Annotated in this window: 17 protein-coding genes and 1 pseudogene; 15 read left to right on the plus strand and 3 right to left on the minus strand. The window is 37.3% G+C overall.

The genetic code is table 11. From position 1 onward, the window contains the following. Positions 1 to 372: 372 nt before the first annotated feature. From MKX69_RS03095 to MKX69_RS03115, 5 genes are all read left to right on the plus strand, one after another. The gene (locus MKX69_RS03095) at positions 373 to 1332 is read left to right on the plus strand and encodes an IS30 family transposase (RefSeq protein WP_000222573.1); all 960 of its coding nucleotides are present in this window, start codon (positions 373 to 375) and stop codon (positions 1330 to 1332) included. 46 nt (positions 1333 to 1378) lie between these two features. Further along, a complete protein-coding gene (locus MKX69_RS03100; protein WP_002287083.1) occupies positions 1379 to 2065 on the plus strand; it encodes a DUF969 domain-containing protein in 687 nt (228 codons plus the stop codon). A gap of 1 nt (position 2066) precedes the next feature. Then, positions 2067 to 3011: a DUF979 domain-containing protein gene (locus MKX69_RS03105; protein ID WP_341008748.1), complete on the plus strand. Its 945-nt coding sequence runs from the start codon at positions 2067 to 2069 to the stop codon at positions 3009 to 3011. Positions 3012 to 3208: 197 nt separating this feature from the next. Continuing rightward, positions 3209 to 3853, plus strand: coding sequence for a pyroglutamyl-peptidase I (gene pcp / locus MKX69_RS03110; protein ID WP_002287081.1), 645 nt, complete (start codon positions 3209 to 3211; stop codon positions 3851 to 3853). Between the two features lie 78 nt (positions 3854 to 3931). Next, positions 3932 to 5209, plus strand: coding sequence for a hypothetical protein (locus tag MKX69_RS03115; protein WP_341008749.1), 1278 nt, complete (start codon positions 3932 to 3934; stop codon positions 5207 to 5209). Between the two features lie 183 nt (positions 5210 to 5392). Here the strand turns inward: MKX69_RS03115 and pnuC are convergent, their stop codons facing one another. Then, complete coding sequence (pnuC, locus tag MKX69_RS03120; protein ID WP_002299958.1) at positions 5393 to 6142, minus strand: nicotinamide riboside transporter PnuC; 750 nt, start codon at positions 6140 to 6142, stop codon at positions 5393 to 5395. A 331-nt stretch (positions 6143 to 6473) separates the two neighbouring features. On the opposite strand from pnuC, the gene gloA2 reads away from it, so the two are divergent. The 6 genes and pseudogenes from gloA2 to MKX69_RS03150 all read left to right on the plus strand — a co-directional run. Next, a complete protein-coding gene (gloA2, locus tag MKX69_RS03125; RefSeq protein WP_002287076.1) occupies positions 6474 to 6854 on the plus strand; it encodes an SMU1112c/YaeR family gloxylase I-like metalloprotein in 381 nt (126 codons plus the stop codon). A 95-nt stretch (positions 6855 to 6949) separates the two neighbouring features. Beyond that, the gene (locus MKX69_RS03130; RefSeq protein ID WP_002291572.1) at positions 6950 to 7459 is read left to right on the plus strand and encodes a hypothetical protein; all 510 of its coding nucleotides are present in this window, start codon (positions 6950 to 6952) and stop codon (positions 7457 to 7459) included. Positions 7460 to 7535: 76 nt separating this feature from the next. Next, a complete protein-coding gene (locus MKX69_RS03135) occupies positions 7536 to 7715 on the plus strand; it encodes a hypothetical protein (protein ID WP_002291570.1) in 180 nt (59 codons plus the stop codon). A gap of 54 nt (positions 7716 to 7769) precedes the next feature. Then, positions 7770 to 8336 carry a GNAT family N-acetyltransferase gene (locus tag MKX69_RS03140; RefSeq protein ID WP_002299952.1) on the plus strand — a complete coding sequence of 189 codons (567 nt, stop codon included), beginning with the start codon at positions 7770 to 7772 and terminating at the stop codon, positions 8334 to 8336. 1143 nt (positions 8337 to 9479) lie between these two features. After that, positions 9480 to 10439: an IS30 family transposase gene (locus tag MKX69_RS03145; protein ID WP_002330482.1), complete on the plus strand. Its 960-nt coding sequence runs from the start codon at positions 9480 to 9482 to the stop codon at positions 10437 to 10439. Positions 10440 to 10449: 10 nt separating this feature from the next. Then, positions 10450 to 10794: pseudogene (locus MKX69_RS03150) on the plus strand (hypothetical protein); the annotation flags it as partial. A gap of 564 nt (positions 10795 to 11358) precedes the next feature. On the opposite strand, the gene MKX69_RS03155 reads toward MKX69_RS03150, so the two are convergent. Next, complete coding sequence (locus tag MKX69_RS03155) at positions 11359 to 11874, minus strand: LURP-one-related/scramblase family protein (protein WP_002291449.1); 516 nt, start codon at positions 11872 to 11874, stop codon at positions 11359 to 11361. Between the two features lie 25 nt (positions 11875 to 11899). Further along, on the minus strand, positions 11900 to 12769 hold the full coding sequence (locus tag MKX69_RS03160; protein ID WP_283652009.1) for a Cof-type HAD-IIB family hydrolase: 870 nt from the start codon (positions 12767 to 12769) through the stop codon (positions 11900 to 11902). Positions 12770 to 12894: 125 nt separating this feature from the next. Between MKX69_RS03160 and MKX69_RS03165 the strand changes: the two genes are divergently transcribed. The 4 genes from MKX69_RS03165 to MKX69_RS03180 all read left to right on the plus strand — a co-directional run bounded on the left by MKX69_RS03165 (position 12895) and on the right by MKX69_RS03180 (position 15821). Next, on the plus strand, positions 12895 to 13575 hold the full coding sequence (locus MKX69_RS03165) for a uracil-DNA glycosylase (RefSeq protein WP_002299915.1): 681 nt from the start codon (positions 12895 to 12897) through the stop codon (positions 13573 to 13575). 152 nt (positions 13576 to 13727) lie between these two features. Then, a complete protein-coding gene (gene pta / locus MKX69_RS03170; protein ID WP_002291445.1) occupies positions 13728 to 14708 on the plus strand; it encodes a phosphate acetyltransferase in 981 nt (326 codons plus the stop codon). Between the two features lie 122 nt (positions 14709 to 14830). Further along, a complete protein-coding gene (tsaE, locus tag MKX69_RS03175) occupies positions 14831 to 15304 on the plus strand; it encodes a tRNA (adenosine(37)-N6)-threonylcarbamoyltransferase complex ATPase subunit type 1 TsaE (RefSeq protein ID WP_002287066.1) in 474 nt (157 codons plus the stop codon). After that, on the plus strand, positions 15297 to 15821 hold the full coding sequence (locus MKX69_RS03180) for a GNAT family N-acetyltransferase (protein WP_002287063.1): 525 nt from the start codon (positions 15297 to 15299) through the stop codon (positions 15819 to 15821). Before tsaE ends, MKX69_RS03180 begins: the two co-directional genes overlap by 8 nt. Positions 15822 to 15934 lie beyond the last annotated feature (113 nt).

A 15934-nucleotide genomic window follows, 5' to 3' on the forward strand; every position in this document is an offset into this window, starting at 1 on the left:
TTTTTAGTAAAGTGTACCAAGCATTGACGAATATATCGTTAGCAGAAAAGAAGATGAATGCTTTGCAATTTCACAGAAAGGAGTTGTTATTTATTAATCATTTAAAAAAAACAGTAACTAGACCTTATTTCTATATATTAGCGGGCAATAAATTAAAAAAAGCTTTACCTTACAATAAGTAAGATAATTTTTGTGATAAAAAAATAACGAAAAATATTTAAAAATAGTGTCTATTTCGTGAGAAAACAACTATATTTTTTATGTGTTTTGCTTTATAATCGCCGATTGTAAAATTAAGCTAGACAACTAAAAAAGTCATTTGTGCTACACTCAAAATAGTTCCGTCCAAAGAATTATAAGGAGTGAGTACAAATGACCTATACCCATCTTACAACGGATGAACTTGTAATGATAGAGTCTTATTTCAAAATAAATCAATCTGTTGCGAAAACTGCGCATTGCTTGAATCGTTCAAGACAAACGATCCATAAAGTATACCTGTTCTTCAAGCAAGGAAAATCAGCCTTAGAGTACTATCAACAGTATAAGAAAAACAAATCAAACTGTGGTAGACGCCCGCTTGTTTTACCTGAGGAACAATCAGAATATATTCAAAGAAAGGTTGTTCAAGGATGGACACCCGATGTGATTGTTGGTCGTGCAGCGTTTCCTATTCGTTGTTCTGCTCGTACCATTTATCGTATGTTCAAAAAGGGGCTATTTAATCCTTCTGACTTACCGATGAAAGGCAAGCGTAAACCAAATGGACATCAAGAAAGACGTGGAAAACAAGCTTTCCGTCGCTCTATTCATGAACGTGAAAAAGATTATAGCCAATTCTCAAATGAGTTTGGTCACCTTGAAGGTGACACTATCGTAGGTTTGAAACATAAAAGTGCTGTAATTACCTTAGTTGAGCGATTATCAAAAGTTATCATCACATTGAAACCGTGTGGTAGACAAGCGATTGATATTGAAAACAAATTAAATCATTGGTTTGAATCTGTACCGAAAAATCTATTCAAATCCATCACTTTTGATTGTGGAAAGGAATTTTCAAATTGGAAACAGATCAGTAATGCCAATGATATTGCCATTTATTTCGCTGATCCAGGAACGCCGTCTCAAAGAGGCCTAAACGAGAATTCTAACGGATTGTTACGTAGAGATGGTTTATTGAAATCTATGGATTTCAATTCAGTAGATGAATCTTTTATTCAATCTGTCGCATCGAAACGAAATAATATTCCTAGAAAATCACTGAATTATCGAACACCTTTGGAAGTATTTTTGAGTTACGTAAGTATTGATGATTTGTCTAACTTAATTTGACAATTAAGAAATTAAAAAAATATTGTCATTTTATGGAGGAAAATATATGGAAAATTATCTTAGCCTTTTAGGCGTCTTGATTGTTATTCTCGGGTTTGCATTTAAATTAGACTCGATATTGATCGTAATGGTTGCTTTAGTTGTTACAGCTTTGACTGGCGGTCTTGGCATTCAAGGAATGTTAGAACTTTTAGGTACAAGTTTTGTAAACAATCGCGGGATGGCGATTTTTATCATCATTATGTTGGCAACAGGAACGCTTGAAAGAAATGGTCTGAAAGAATCAGCGGCTTCCTTGATCAAGCGATTCAAGAAAGTATCTGCTGGTATGATTGTAGATATTTATGGGATCTTTCGAATGATCTTTGCGGCTTTTAACGTGAGTTTTGGTGGAGTTGCTGGATTTGTTCGTCCAATCATTTTACCGATGGCATTGGGGACCATCGAATCAAAAGGATTAGAAGTCCATCCTAAGCATGAAGAAGAACTAAAAGGTATGGCTTCGGCTATGGAAAATGTCTGCTGGTTCTTTGGCCAAGTACTATTCATCGGAGGAGCAGGGGCGTTGCTAGTCCAATCAACACTGAAAGATCTAGGATATGACGTAACATTGGGACAGCTTGCTTTAGTGGAAGTTCCAGTGGCTATCACGGCTTTAGTTGTGGCAAGTGTCTACTTCTATCTTAAAGAAAAGAAATTAGCGAAGAAATATTATCCAGGAAAGGGGCAATAAGATGGACTTTTTTACAAATCCTGATATTTTGTTAGGTGATAAATTATTGGAGATCCTTTATATCGTGATGGGACTTGTGTTGATTTACACTGGAGTAAGAAACTTAACAGATAAAACCAATCCTCATCGTTACGGCTCAGCCTTTTTCTGGACGGTTTTAGGGGTAGTTATTGCAGGAGGAAGATGGCTTCCGGCAATCGTGAACGGTGGCTTGATCTTTGCGATGACCATACCAGCAATTGCTAAGAAAGTCAGCAAAGGAGAAAGCCGGCTTCCATCAAAAGAATATATGGAAAAAATGTCAGACAAACTAGGAATGAAAATCTTTATTCCAGCTTTGAGTATCGGTATCTTTGCGATCTTGTTTGCTCTATTTACCAATTTAGGTGCTTTAGTCGGCGTGGGCGTCGGTGTTTTTGCAGCCATGCTAATCTTGATGTTCTTTTCTCGAGATAATCGACCAAGTACATTTTTAGATGATGCAGCAGATATGCTGGGCACAGTAGGGCCGTTAAGCATGTTGCCAATGCTTTTAGCTTCTCTAGGTGCGGTATTTACAAGCGCTGGAGTTGGGACAGTGATTTCCAATGCAGTAGGTACGATCGTTCCAGAAGGAAATGTGAACATCGGCATCATCATTTACGCTCTTGGCATGGTGATATTTACGGTAATCATGGGGAATGCATTTGCAGCCATCACCGTGATGACGGTTGGGATCGGTGCACCATTCGTATTTAGTCATGGAGCGAATCCAGCGTTAATAGGAATGGTTGCATTGACTTGCGGTTTTTGTGGGACCCTGCTGACACCGATGGCTGCTAACTTCAATATCGTGCCTGTAGCGATGCTGGAGATGAAAGACAAATACGGAGTGATCAAAAACCAGTTGTTTATTGCGTTATTTATGCTAGTTTTCCAAATTGCTTATATGATTCTATTTAAATAATAGAAGAGAAGGGTTGTGACAGAATAATTGTCGCAACCTCTTCTAACATTGTAGTGGAACACTATTTTTTATAAGAATATATTAAGTTTGATCTGTTATGTTATTTAAACTATTGTTTCCTTTATTTACGCTGTTCAAGGAAAATGGTATGATAAAAGATAACCATATGTTAAATCAATCGGACGGAGGAACAACAGATGAAAGTACTAGTAACAGGTTTTGATCCATTTGGTGGGGACAAAGTGAATCCAGCCTATGAAGCAGTAAAAAAAATGCCAGATGAAATCAGCGGTGCTGAAATCATCAAAGTGGAAGTACCGACCGTATTCGAAAAAAGCAGTCAAGTAGTCAAAGAAGCCATCCAACAGCACCAACCAGATGTCGTGATCTGTGTCGGACAAGCAGGTGGGCGGTCAGCAGTCTCGTTCGAACGTGTCGCAATCAATCTAGCAGAAGCAAGAATCCCTGATAATGAAGGAAATCAGCCATTCGATACGGCTTTAGAAGAAAACGGTCCAGCCGCTTACTTTACCTCATTGCCAATCAAAGCAATGACAAAAAATGTACAAGATCATGGTCTACCAGCGTACATCTCTTATACAGCAGGAACATTTGTCTGCAATGATATCATGTATCGTTTGCTTCATTTGATCGAAACACAATTCCCGGCAATTCGAGGTGGGTTCATCCACGTGCCATTCTCACCCGATCAAGTGATCGATCGTCCAGTGGGTACGCCTTCTATGTCTTTAGAAGACATTGCTTCTTCTTTGACTTATGCAGTTGAAGCAGCAGTAGAAAATAAAGAAGATATTTCCGGAAATGCCGGAACAACTCATTAATTTAGCAAGAAACACTGGCTGGTTGCTAACGTTATGTTAGTAGCCAGCTTTTTGTAATTAGAAAGGAAAGAAACAGCCGTGGAAGAATGGCAATCCGTCTTTGAAGAATGGTTTCCAAAAGAAATCAGCAAAAGCTATCCCATCAAAATTTCTAAACAATACACAAGCAGTCAACGTTGGGAGATCTATGCAAAATTAACGAAAAAACAGCGGGAACTAGTCGATAAGCACCGCCGATATCTAATCAGCTCTCGTTTTATGGAAGAACATTATTTAGCTGCAACAGATTGGGTGTTTTCTGACTTCAAGATCAATCCGTTTTTTCGAACAAAACGAAGCCAGCAAAAATTGTATTGTGAGTGTGGTAGAGAATTAAAAGTGCAATACATCGTTAAATCGCCAAAAACCGGAAAGATCCTAAAACTAGTCATCAACCACTTTGCCGATCACCTGCATGTCTCTCCGACAGTGGCAGCTTCGATCCATCAGGGAATGACAAAAGTTGATCTGGCCTTAGACGAATTATTATGGCTTAAGCAGAAGAATATCGATTTTCCTGAAGGACTATGGCAAAAATACTGTTTTGTCTTGTACCAAAATCGTCGGATGAAACAGCCATATTTACCGGATATAAAATTAGCTCAGCGGCTCGCAGAATTTCGCCAAGTAGAAATGCCGATTTACATAGCGGATTATCAAGCATTGGAAAATGAAATCAAGAAAATAAGTGAACACATCAATGGGCAGCCAAAAAAGCGACAGATAAAAAAAGAACTATTTGACGACTTTGCAGAAGAATTAGTAAAGGATGTAGAAGAATTCTTGATCAACTATCGCGCATTTTTACGTAAAGATTGGCAATCCATCGTATATGAAGAAGTGCCAGTACATCCTAATGCTTATTTTGAAACATTTATTTCTGTGTTGAGAAAGACAAAACGTCAACGAACACCAGAAGTCACTGCTCAGATGGAATATTTTGCGAAAAACCAACGATTCATCCAACCAAAAATCTATCTATTTATTTGGAAGCAATATTGTCGCTATGGTTTTACAGAAGGGTTCTTCGACAGCATTCCTCGGATAGTCAGAAATGGTTTTTTAAAAGTATTGCGTAAAGAACGAGAAGCTATACAATCTGCTGATAAGAAAGACCGTACAGTCTCAAAAGAAAAATGGCAACTAGTAGTGAAAGATATCCAATCTGGAAATGTGCAAGAGACAATCGACAAATGGAAAGGAAAACATTATCGTTTTACTGAAGCTCAGAAACAAGCGTTGGAATATTATCAGAAGTTAGAAGAATCACTGCGTTTCAATGATGAGGCAAGAAAGTATCTGAAGGAATTACTATAAAAAATAGAGGCTGGGACAGAAGCGTTTAACTCCAAGAAATAAGAAGGAATTCACGAAAATTGCTTTTCGAATTTTTGTGAATTTCAGCTTATTTCCGAAGGAGTTGCTTCTGCTTCCGCCGTTTATACGTGTTTAGAGCGTGAGACAAAAGTGTTCTTTACTTTTGTCCCACGCTCAGTTTTTTTATGCGTGTTGTTGTGCGTTGTAGTATTCTTCTTCCATTTTTTGCATACGTTCACGTTCTTTTTGGTTATACCAAGGTGAAACGGTAAATGCAAGGACATCATTCAGCAAGTAAACAGAGCTGTTCACGAACATCGCCAAACTTGCAGATCCATGCGTAAATGAAATATACCAAAGGACCATTTGAGCAAGCCCTGAAGCTAACCACCAGTAATATTGGTTGTTGTAACGCAAGAAACTGATGATACCAGCAGTCAAGCTAATAGAAAAAGCAATGGCATCTACCCACGGCCGAGGATCATCTGTATAACGACCAATCAGGAATCCTGAAACAAGATAGACAAGGAAAGTACTGATGATTGCGATAAACCAGCTTTTTCCAGTGAATTTTCGGATTTTTGAAGCCATATTATGATTCCATTCTTTACTTAACAATACGGGGATATCCAATGTGATCATATAAGCAATCTGTTCACCGATACTTAAATAGTTCTTTGCTGAGAATCCAACGATAATAAAACAAATCGCAGACAAAATACCTAAAATACCGTTGACTGATTTTGCCGCATTGATGGATAAAATACACAATACACCAAGCGTGGTACCGATAAATGTAATAACGGCCAGCCAAGTGATGGGACTATTGACAAGAGTCATGACCTGACAGCCAAGACTGAAAAAGAAAAGATAATAATTTTGTTGCGGCCAGCCTTTTAGCTGATGAGCTAAAAACTGAAAATATGACTTCATGTATGAGGACTCCTTAAGACACTAAATGTAGTGTGTTCTGTATTTACTAACACAATCTATTGTATGCCTTTCTTAAAAAAAAACTAGTCTTTCAATTATAAATAATTTGTGTTATGATAATTTTCTGTTTGTTTTCTTGAAAATATAATTTCTTACTTTCATTTATTATATTGGGAACAGGAAGAGTGTCTTGGAGGACCTACTTTCTGTTTTTTTTTGCCTTTTTTCTTAATAAAAAGGAAAAACAGCTATTTTTTTCAATCTGACACATTTACAATGGAACTGGAGATTAATATAGATCCGAGCTTAAACGAAGAATAGGAGTGCTCATATGAACCTTACAACGATCCATCATATAGCCATCATTGTTTCAGATTATCAGAAATCACGTGATTTTTATGTTAATAAATTAGGATTTGAAGTAATCAGAGAAAATTACCGCAAAGAACGAGATGACTATAAATTAGATCTGAAACTAGGAAGTGCTGAATTGGAGATTTTTGGAATTGCTAATGCACCACAACGACCAAACTATCCAGAAGCTTGTGGCTTGCGTCATCTTGCTTTCAAAGTAGACGATATTGAAGAAACAATTGCAGAATTGCAGTCCTTAGGGATCGAATCAGAACCGATTAGAGAAGATACCTTTACAGGAAAAAAAATGACGTTTTTCTTTGATCCAGACGGATTGCCATTAGAATTGCACGAATAAAGATAACAAAATTGTCACTTTTTTTTCGTTTCATTCGATTTTTCATTCGTTCATTTCTTGATATTCTTTAAAAAAAAGAAACAGGAGAATGAAGAATGAAAAAAATGATGTTTGGTGTTGCTGCCCTCATCGTAATAGGGATTACCGGTATGACGGGACTGCTCAATGCCGCTTTTCACATGGATGATATTAGTGACCAGGAATATCGGATCTCATTGAAAAAAGCAGCAGCAATTGTAAAAAACGAAACAAAAGAACATAACATATCTGCTATTCATTTTGCAGTTGAAAAAGACTTGGATAATCCTACGAATGCAACATATGAATACCAGTTTTTTTGTGAAGGACAAGTCATAGCAGTCAATCCATCCACTGGGAAAACAACCGTACGAAATGACACGAAAAAGGCCGCAGAACATCTTTTTGATATAGAAAAAGCGGAAGAGTTCAAACAACCGCAAGCAGCGATGAAGGAAGCAGTCAGCTACTACGGGAAAAAAGCAAAAGTGAAAGAGTGGACACTTCTAGTCAAAGATGAACGTCCTTATTATAAAGTCCGATTAATAGATGGAGAACAGGACCGTCAGGTATGGATATCTGCATAGAAGAAGGATATTGCTTCTCTTTTTTTCAATATAAGAGTAAGCTAAGAGAGTAAAGATGAAAGGAAGTTGAGATAACATGGAAAAAATGAAATGCCCTAATTGCGGAAAAAAATTTGCATACGAAGAAGTCAATAATGTAGTCGAACATAATGATAAAGAAATGCCAGTCGTCTGCCCTTATTGCCGAACTGAAGCGGCAAGAATCGTTACTCATGGTTATTTCATTACTGAAAAGATTGAAGATTTTTTAAAATAACGATTTTGCGATTTCTTTTTCTGCATGTTAGAATGGAGAAAAGGAGAGGAAACTATGATTCGTTTTGCGAGAAAAGAAGATGCTCCAGAAATCGCCCCATTGATCTTAGTGATTCTAAAAGACATGGAATTGCCATTTTTGAAGCAGACAGGGGAACAAAAGACTTTAGAGATTTTAGAAGAAGCAATCACTGATCCAAATTATCGTTACAGTTATTCACGAGGTATCGTAGAAGAAATAGACGGTAAAGTTGCAGGAGTTGCTTACGGTTATACAGATGAAGAAGAATCAATCATCGATCAGCCACTGGTACCTATCTTAGAGAAATATCAGCTAGATGCGTCTACACGTTTGTTTATTGATAAAGAAACGTTTCCCGATGAATGGTATTTGGACTCTATCAGCGTATCAGAAGATTTTAGAGGGCAAGGCATCGGTTCACGGTTATTAGAAGCATTACCTAAATTGGCGAAGAAAGCTAATCGCTCCGTCATCGGTCTAAGTGTGGATGAAAAAAATCCAAAGGCTAAAAAATTATACGAACGCCATGACTTCAAAGTTGTCGGTCAGCGGATGATCAGTGGTCATCTTTATGATCATATGCAAAAGAAATTAAATTGATTTAAATTGTCAAATAGTGAAAAAATAATAATGGTGTAAAGAAGAATGAACGTTACTAAAAATTGAATAGGTTTTAATAAGGTTGTGACAGAAGTGGTCAGCTTCAAGAAATAAGAAGGAATTTACGAAAATTGCTTCTCAAATTTTTGTAAAATTTCGGCTTATTTTTCGAAGAAGCTACTTCTGGAACACCGTGAATCAGAGGTTGTGAAAAAGCTGCCCTGCATCAAGTAATAAGAACAGCCAAATAAAAATAGCTCCTCCTATTTTTCGTTTGGTTGGGCTTAATACCGAGAAACTGGCTTTTGAACACCGTTTATTCGAAATAAAGGACTGTGACACGATTTTTGTCACAGTCCTATTTGCTATCCGTTGTAAAACTGTATTCGACTCCGAATGAATCTTTCAATCTTGTTTGGTTATCAGCTACCCATGTAAATTCCTTTTTGAATCTTTTCCGATTAGATAAGTTTTTTTATTATCAGAATCGATTTCCACTCTTCCATTTTTGACTTTCCTGTTGAAACTTTGCAGAAAATTCTGGATTTTCAGTAGAAATAGTTTCGGAAGGAAAGTCTTCTTTAATCATTTCAGCTAGTAACAGTCGAGCGGTTTCGCTTAACAATTTTGTTGGAGAGGTATTTAAATTTATATTTTGTTTAAATTCTTTACTGATTTCTAAATACCCATTATCTAAAATATAAGTTCCTCTAGTTTGTAAGGTTCCATTAGCTGTAATTTGTTCTATTGTGACATGAGTTATTTTATTGTAATTCGAATTGCAACCGCTGATTATGAATAATAATAACAAATGCGATGTATAAATAGTTCTTTTTAATAACTTTTTTTCATATGTCCCTCTCCTTTACCATATTTTTTCTGATATTTTACCATATTTGCGAAAAAATAGTAATATAATTAAAGTTTTGTTTGGTGTGCATAAAAATTCAATATATAATCAGGATATAAAAATATAAATGGAGTTTTTTTATGATTAAAAATGTTTTTTTTATATAGCTGTTTTTTGCTGTCCGTTGCTGTTTTATTAAGCGCCGATTGTAAAATTAAGCTAGACAACTAAAAAAGCCATTTGTGCTACACTCAAAATAGTTCTGACCAAAGAATTATAAGGAGTGAGTACAAATGACCTATACCCATCTTACAACGGATGAACTTGTAATGATAGAGTCTTATTTCAAAATAAATCAATCTGTTGCGAAAACTGCGCATTGCTTGAATCGTTCAAGACAAACGATCCATAAAGTATACCTATTCTTCAAGCAAGGAAAATCAGCCTTAGAATACTATCAACAGTATAAGAAAAACAAATCAAACTGTGGTAGACGCCCGCTTGTTTTACCCGAGGAACAATCAGAATATATTCAAAGAAAGGTTGTTCAAGGATGGACACCCGATGTGATTGTTGGTCGTGCAGCGTTTCCTATTCGTTGTTCTGCTCGTACCATTTATCGTATGTTCAAAAAGGGGCTATTTAATCCTTCTGACTTACCGATGAAAGGCAAGCGTAAACCGAATGGACATCAAGAAAGGCGTGGAAAACAAGCTTTCCGCCGCTCTATTCATGAACGTGAAAAAGATTATAGCCAATTCTCAAATGAGTTTGGTCACCTTGAAGGTGACACTATCGTAGGTCTGAAACATAAAAGTGCTGTAATTACCTTAGTTGAACGATTATCAAAAGTTATCATTACATTGAAACCGTGTGGTAGACAAGCGATTGATATTGAAAAAAAATTAAATCATTGGTTTGAATCTGTACCGAAAAATCTATTCAAATCCATCACTTTTGATTGTGGAAAGGAATTTTCAAATTGGAAACAAATCAGTAATGCCAATGATATTGCCATTTATTTCGCTGATCCAGGAACACCGTCTCAAAGAGGCCTAAACGAGAATTCTAACGGATTGTTACGTAGAGATGGTTTATTGAAATCTATGGATTTCAATTCAGTAGATGAATCTTTTATTCAATCTGTCACATCTAAACGAAATAATATTCCTAGAAAATCACTGGATTATCGAACACCTTTGGAAGTATTTTTGAGTTACGTAAGTATTGATGATTTGTCTAACTTAATTTGACAATTAAGAAAGTAATAACTGTGTCCATGCTGAAGAAAAAGATTTTAGCTATGGTGAGGATGCTCCTTCTCACATTGTAGAAACTACTATTTTTGATTTTGATCAAATGAAGTTTATCATTATTTCCCCACAAGCTATATTGACTCGTTATTGGACAAGCGGATGGACAACGACTGGAAATCCTGCCCCAGCTGTTGCATTCTTCCAATCTGGAGCCTATCGAGGTTGGCTTGGAAAATATAGGGAAATGCCCCTTTCAAATGGAACTCGAGGTTATTATGAGGGATATTTTTATCACCATTCCTTACCTTTACCGATTCCTTCAAAAATAAATATCAGGAAGGAGATAATATAAGTGAAAAAATTTAAGAACTTATTTATTTTAATAATGGCTATATGGGGATTAACCGCTTTTTCACAAAAAATCCATGCTGATACAAATGATTTAAGTGCTTAGCAAGTAATGGGTACTATCAATAGCAGAGGTAGTAAAGTTATCTACCACACAAGACGATCGGCTACTTTAAGCGGTCTAACAAATACAATTATATATAATGATGGTATTTATTGTGGGCAATTATATTTACAAACTTGGTCTTACGAAAAAGATTTTGCTACAGGAAGATTTTGGTATGTAGGGATATATAGAGGAACAGTCAGATCGAATGGAGGATGTCCTATCGGACGATTAAAGTCTTAATATGTGTTATGAGAATATAGAAGGATAAAACAGCACTTTTTTAGTTCATCATCAAGAGTGTTTGAATACCTCCGTCTCGAAGGGAATTTTGGTATTTCCTATTTTTGATAAGAAATATTGGGAGTCGTTACTCGATCAAGTAACGACTCCCAATATCGTAGATTCTTAATTTTGACTTAGAGTTTGAGATTGTTTATTGTTAGCTTGCTTTCATTTTTTCTAGTTCACATCAAATCGATAGGATAAAGGCTTTTCTTTGCTTTTGTCTTTACGGTAGAGCCAGTAATCTAAAACCGCAGCAATACAAATACAAACTGGAGCATCTTCATCATTTGAGACATCCAATACATAGTAATCTCCTGAGAAAAGTGTTGCTTTATCCATTTTCATGATTTGCTGATTGAAATGATGGATTTGATATTGATGATTATAGATATCACCTTGGACTGTCCAGTGAAGTCTACGAATATAATAAAAATCACCGGGCCAATTGAATATTTTCTGCATGGTTCCCACCTTTTCGAACTCTTTATACAGCTCAAAACGCGTACCGAATGTCAGGCTTATCTGCTTGATGTGAGCAACGAGATCGCCATTCATGGCATAAAGAGACAATGCATCGCCCTTTGTTCCCCAGCGACCAACCATCAAAAACAGGGAATGTCCTTTTTCGTTTTTGACAATTGTCCGAGTTGCACGTCCAAGCTGTTTTTCCTGAATGAAAAATTCTGACATCTATATCCCTCTTTTCTAGATAAAACTACAAGTCTTCTGCAATCGCGCGCAATATGGCTTTTCCTACGCCAGATTCAAGGTTTGTGTCCGTTGTATATTTGGCATAATCTTTTACTTCGATTTCTGCATTTCCCATTGCGAAACTGACTCCTGCTACTTGCAGCATGCTGACATCATTGAAGTTATCGCCAATCGTCATGACTTCTTCTAAAGAAATCCCACGCTCGTGAGCGACATGGGCAACAGCAATTCCTTTTTGAGCGTTTTTATGGTTCACTTCGATATTGTTTTGACCAGAGGAAGTAACTGCTAGATCGCCTAAAAGAGAAATCTGCTTTCCAACTGGACCTAATACAGCTGGCCCTTCTGTATGAAAACAAATAATTTTTAAAACTTCCAGATTCTTTTCTTCCAAGATAGCACGAATACTGTCCACGTATGTGATGTGCAATAATTCCAGCTTAGCTGAGGCCATGGCAATCGCCATTTTATACGTAAGGTGAGGTAAATGGGTAGCCACTATGGAAGCAAAACTTTCGATTCGTTTCGCTTGATTTTCAGAATAAAGACCATCGTTGGTTGCTACTTCATAGTAAATACCGTTAGCATCTAGAATATCTAAAACAGAGATTGCTTGATTATTTGGAATCGATACGGTAAACAGTGAATTTCCTTCTTTATCAAATACCTGTGCCCCGTTCAAAGTGATCATCGCACAATCGATTCCTACCTCATCTAAAGCTGCGCGAGCTTCTTGATAGTTTCGACCAGTAGCGACCATGAACTCAACACCGGCATCATTTGCAAAACGTATCGCCTCGGCATTTTCAGGAGAAACACTCATATGGGCATCTAATAATGTGCCGTCCATATCTGATGCAATTAATTTGATCATAATGATTATCGTTCCTTTCTGCTTCTTGTTCCTAGTTTACCATATTAATCAAGTGCTGAGGGTGAAGATTGTCCCTTGTGATTGAAGAAAATGTGAGTTATTCTTTTTATTAGGAGGTGGAGGTTTTGAAAGAAATCATTCATAACAGTTGGCAAGAAGTTTTGTCCTCAGAATTTTCAAAAGATTATTATCTGCATCTAAGAGAATTTTTAAAAAAAGAATATGCGTCCCAAAAGATCCATCCAGATATGTATCATATCTATGAAGCATTGGAATTGACTCCTTATGAAGAAGTTAAAGTGGTGATTTTAGGACAAGATCCTTATCATGGAGAAAATCAAGCTCATGGCTTATCTTTTTCTGTGCAACCCGGCGTAAAGATCCCGCCATCGTTAAGAAATATCTATAAAGAGCTTAATGATGATCTTGGAATCGCACCTGTTCAACATGGAAATCTAGTGTCATGGGCTAAACAGGGAGTCCTTTTACTCAACACCGTTCTTACCGTTCGGGAAGGGCAAGCGTATTCTCATCGCGGGAAAGGTTGGGAAAGATTAACAGACACGATCATTGAAAAATTAAATGAACGGGAAAAACCAATCGTGTTTATCTTGTGGGGAAAACCGGCACAAGAAAAAATCAAAATAATCGATAAGAGTCGCCATATCATCATAACATCTCCACATCCCAGTCCGTTATCTGCAAGTCGTGGCTTTTTTGGTTCCAAACCCTTCTCGAAAACGAATGATGCGCTCCTTGCGTTAGGAGAAGAACCGATTGATTGGCAACTGCCTGAAACAGTGTAATAAAACAGCGCTTTCCTGTTATAGCGCAGTTCGCTATGTATGTGAAAAACTTAATTTTTCCAGCATTTTCGACTGATACAGATAAAATAAACTGTTCTTTTTTTCTGGAATAGTGTATGATAATACATATAAAAACGTCTGGAGGTCATCTTGTGGAATTGTTTGATAGTTTAAGATTTAAGATTGTTCGCCGTGGGATCAAAATCGTTTTCCCGGAAGCTACTGATGCTCGTATTTTAGGCGCAGCTGCCCGGTTGAAAGCAGAAGAACTTGTGGAACCCATTTTAGTAGGGAACGAAGAAGAAATAAGAAATGCAGCGCATGCCAGAGGAATCAAAACATCTAGCTTTACGATCATCAGCCCTGATAATTACGATAAGTGGGATGAAATGGTGGATGCTTTTGTTGAACGCAGAAATGGAAAGGCATCCAAAGAACAAGCAGAAAAGATTTTAAAAGATGTGAATTACTTTGGTACGATGCTTACGTATATGGGGATTGCAGACGGAATGGTCTCTGGAGCGATCCATTCGACTGGCGACACTGTTCGCCCAGCACTTCAGATCATCAAAACAAAGCCTGGCATCAGTCGGACAAGCGGAGCGATGATCATGGTACGTGGAAGAGATCAAGAAAAATATGTCTTTTCGGATTGTGCGATCAACGTGAATCCAACTGCGCAAGAATTGGCTGAAATCGCCGTAGATTCTGCAAAAACAGCAGAATTGTTCGATATCGAACCAAAAGTAGCAATGATGAGCTTCTCGACAAAAGGCTCAGCGAAATCGCCAGAAGTAGACAAAGTAGTTGAAGCAACTAAAATCGCTAAAAAACTAGCGCCACAATACATGATCGACGGCGAATTGCAATTTGATGCTTCTTATGTTCCTTCAGTTGCACAACTGAAAGCGCCAGATTCAGAAGTAGCTGGTCAAGCAACAGTCTTTGTATTTCCAGAATTGCAGTCAGGAAATATCGGCTATAAAATTGCTCAGCGTTTCGGTAACTTTGAAGCAATCGGACCAATTCTACAAGGCTTGAACAAACCGGTTTCTGATTTGTCTCGTGGAGCAAATGAAGAAGATGTATATAAATTATCGATTATCACAGCAGCACAAACATTGATTGATTAACAAATACACATGAACTAGCCAAAAACAGCAGCTGCTGTTCTTGACTAGTTCATTTTTTCTTTAAAAAAACTTCATTACGCGATATACTGGCAAAAAGAAAGAAGAGCGGGAGAAGATGAAAAATGATCGAACTATCAGGATTAACAATGACAGAACAATTCGCAGAGGCAATTGGTCATTCCGCAATGCCAGGTGACAATCTGATATTGACTGGTGATCTAGGTGCGGGTAAAACAACGTTGACGAAAGGAATTGCCCAAGGATTAGGGATAACGCAAATGATCAAAAGTCCGACATACACGATTATTAGAGAATATAGTCAAGGTCGGATTCCGTTGTATCATATGGATATTTATCGGGTAGCAGCTAGCGGAGCAGATTTAGGGTTAGATGAATATTTTGAAGGTGATGGGCTTTCCGTTGTCGAATGGGGAAATCTATTAGAAGAAGCACTGCCGGAGGATTATTTGGAACTGATTTTAGAAAAAAGTGATACAGATTTAGAAAAGCGGTATGTGAAACTAATCTCATACGGGGAGCAAAGTGAAACCTTCAAACAGCGAATTCTAGAAAAATGGGCTGAAAATCATGAGTGAAGAAGTTGGGATCATCTTGCGGGAAGCAGTGCCAGGAGATGCAAAAGACATTCTTTTGATGATGGGACAAGTCAATAAGGAGACAGAATTTTTAGTTTTGGATGAAGCAGAACTCCTGTTACCACCAGAAACCTTAGAAGAAGAGTTGGATTATATATACGAAAGCAATAATAATTTATTGCTGCTTGCAATCTATGAAGGGACGATTATTGGAACAGCATCTGTCAAGGCAGACAGTCAATTTCGTTTGTCTCACGTGGGAGAAGTCGGTATCAGTATTCTGCAGGAATATTGGGGAATGGGACTAGGCACTCTTATGCTAGAAGAAATCATCAGTTGGGCGAAGGAAATGGGTGTACTTTTTCGATTGGAGCTTGACGTTCAAGTTCGTAATGAAAGAGCCGTACACCTTTACCGAAAAATGGGCTTCCAAATCGAAGCGGTCATGCCTAGAGGGGCAAGAACAGATCTAGGTGAATTTTTAGATGTATATAAAATGAGTTATTTGATTGAATAGAAGAAATAGGAAAAGAGTGAGAAACTGTCATCCTTTTGAGAAGGCAGAAAAACACACGAAGGGACTGTGACAAAAGTCGTGTGTACCGACCCCCAAAAGTTAGACCAAAAAAT

This window comes from Enterococcus sp. FSL R5-0957 (genome assembly GCF_038008005.1).
Taxonomy (GTDB): domain Bacteria; phylum Bacillota; class Bacilli; order Lactobacillales; family Enterococcaceae; genus Enterococcus_B; species Enterococcus_B faecium.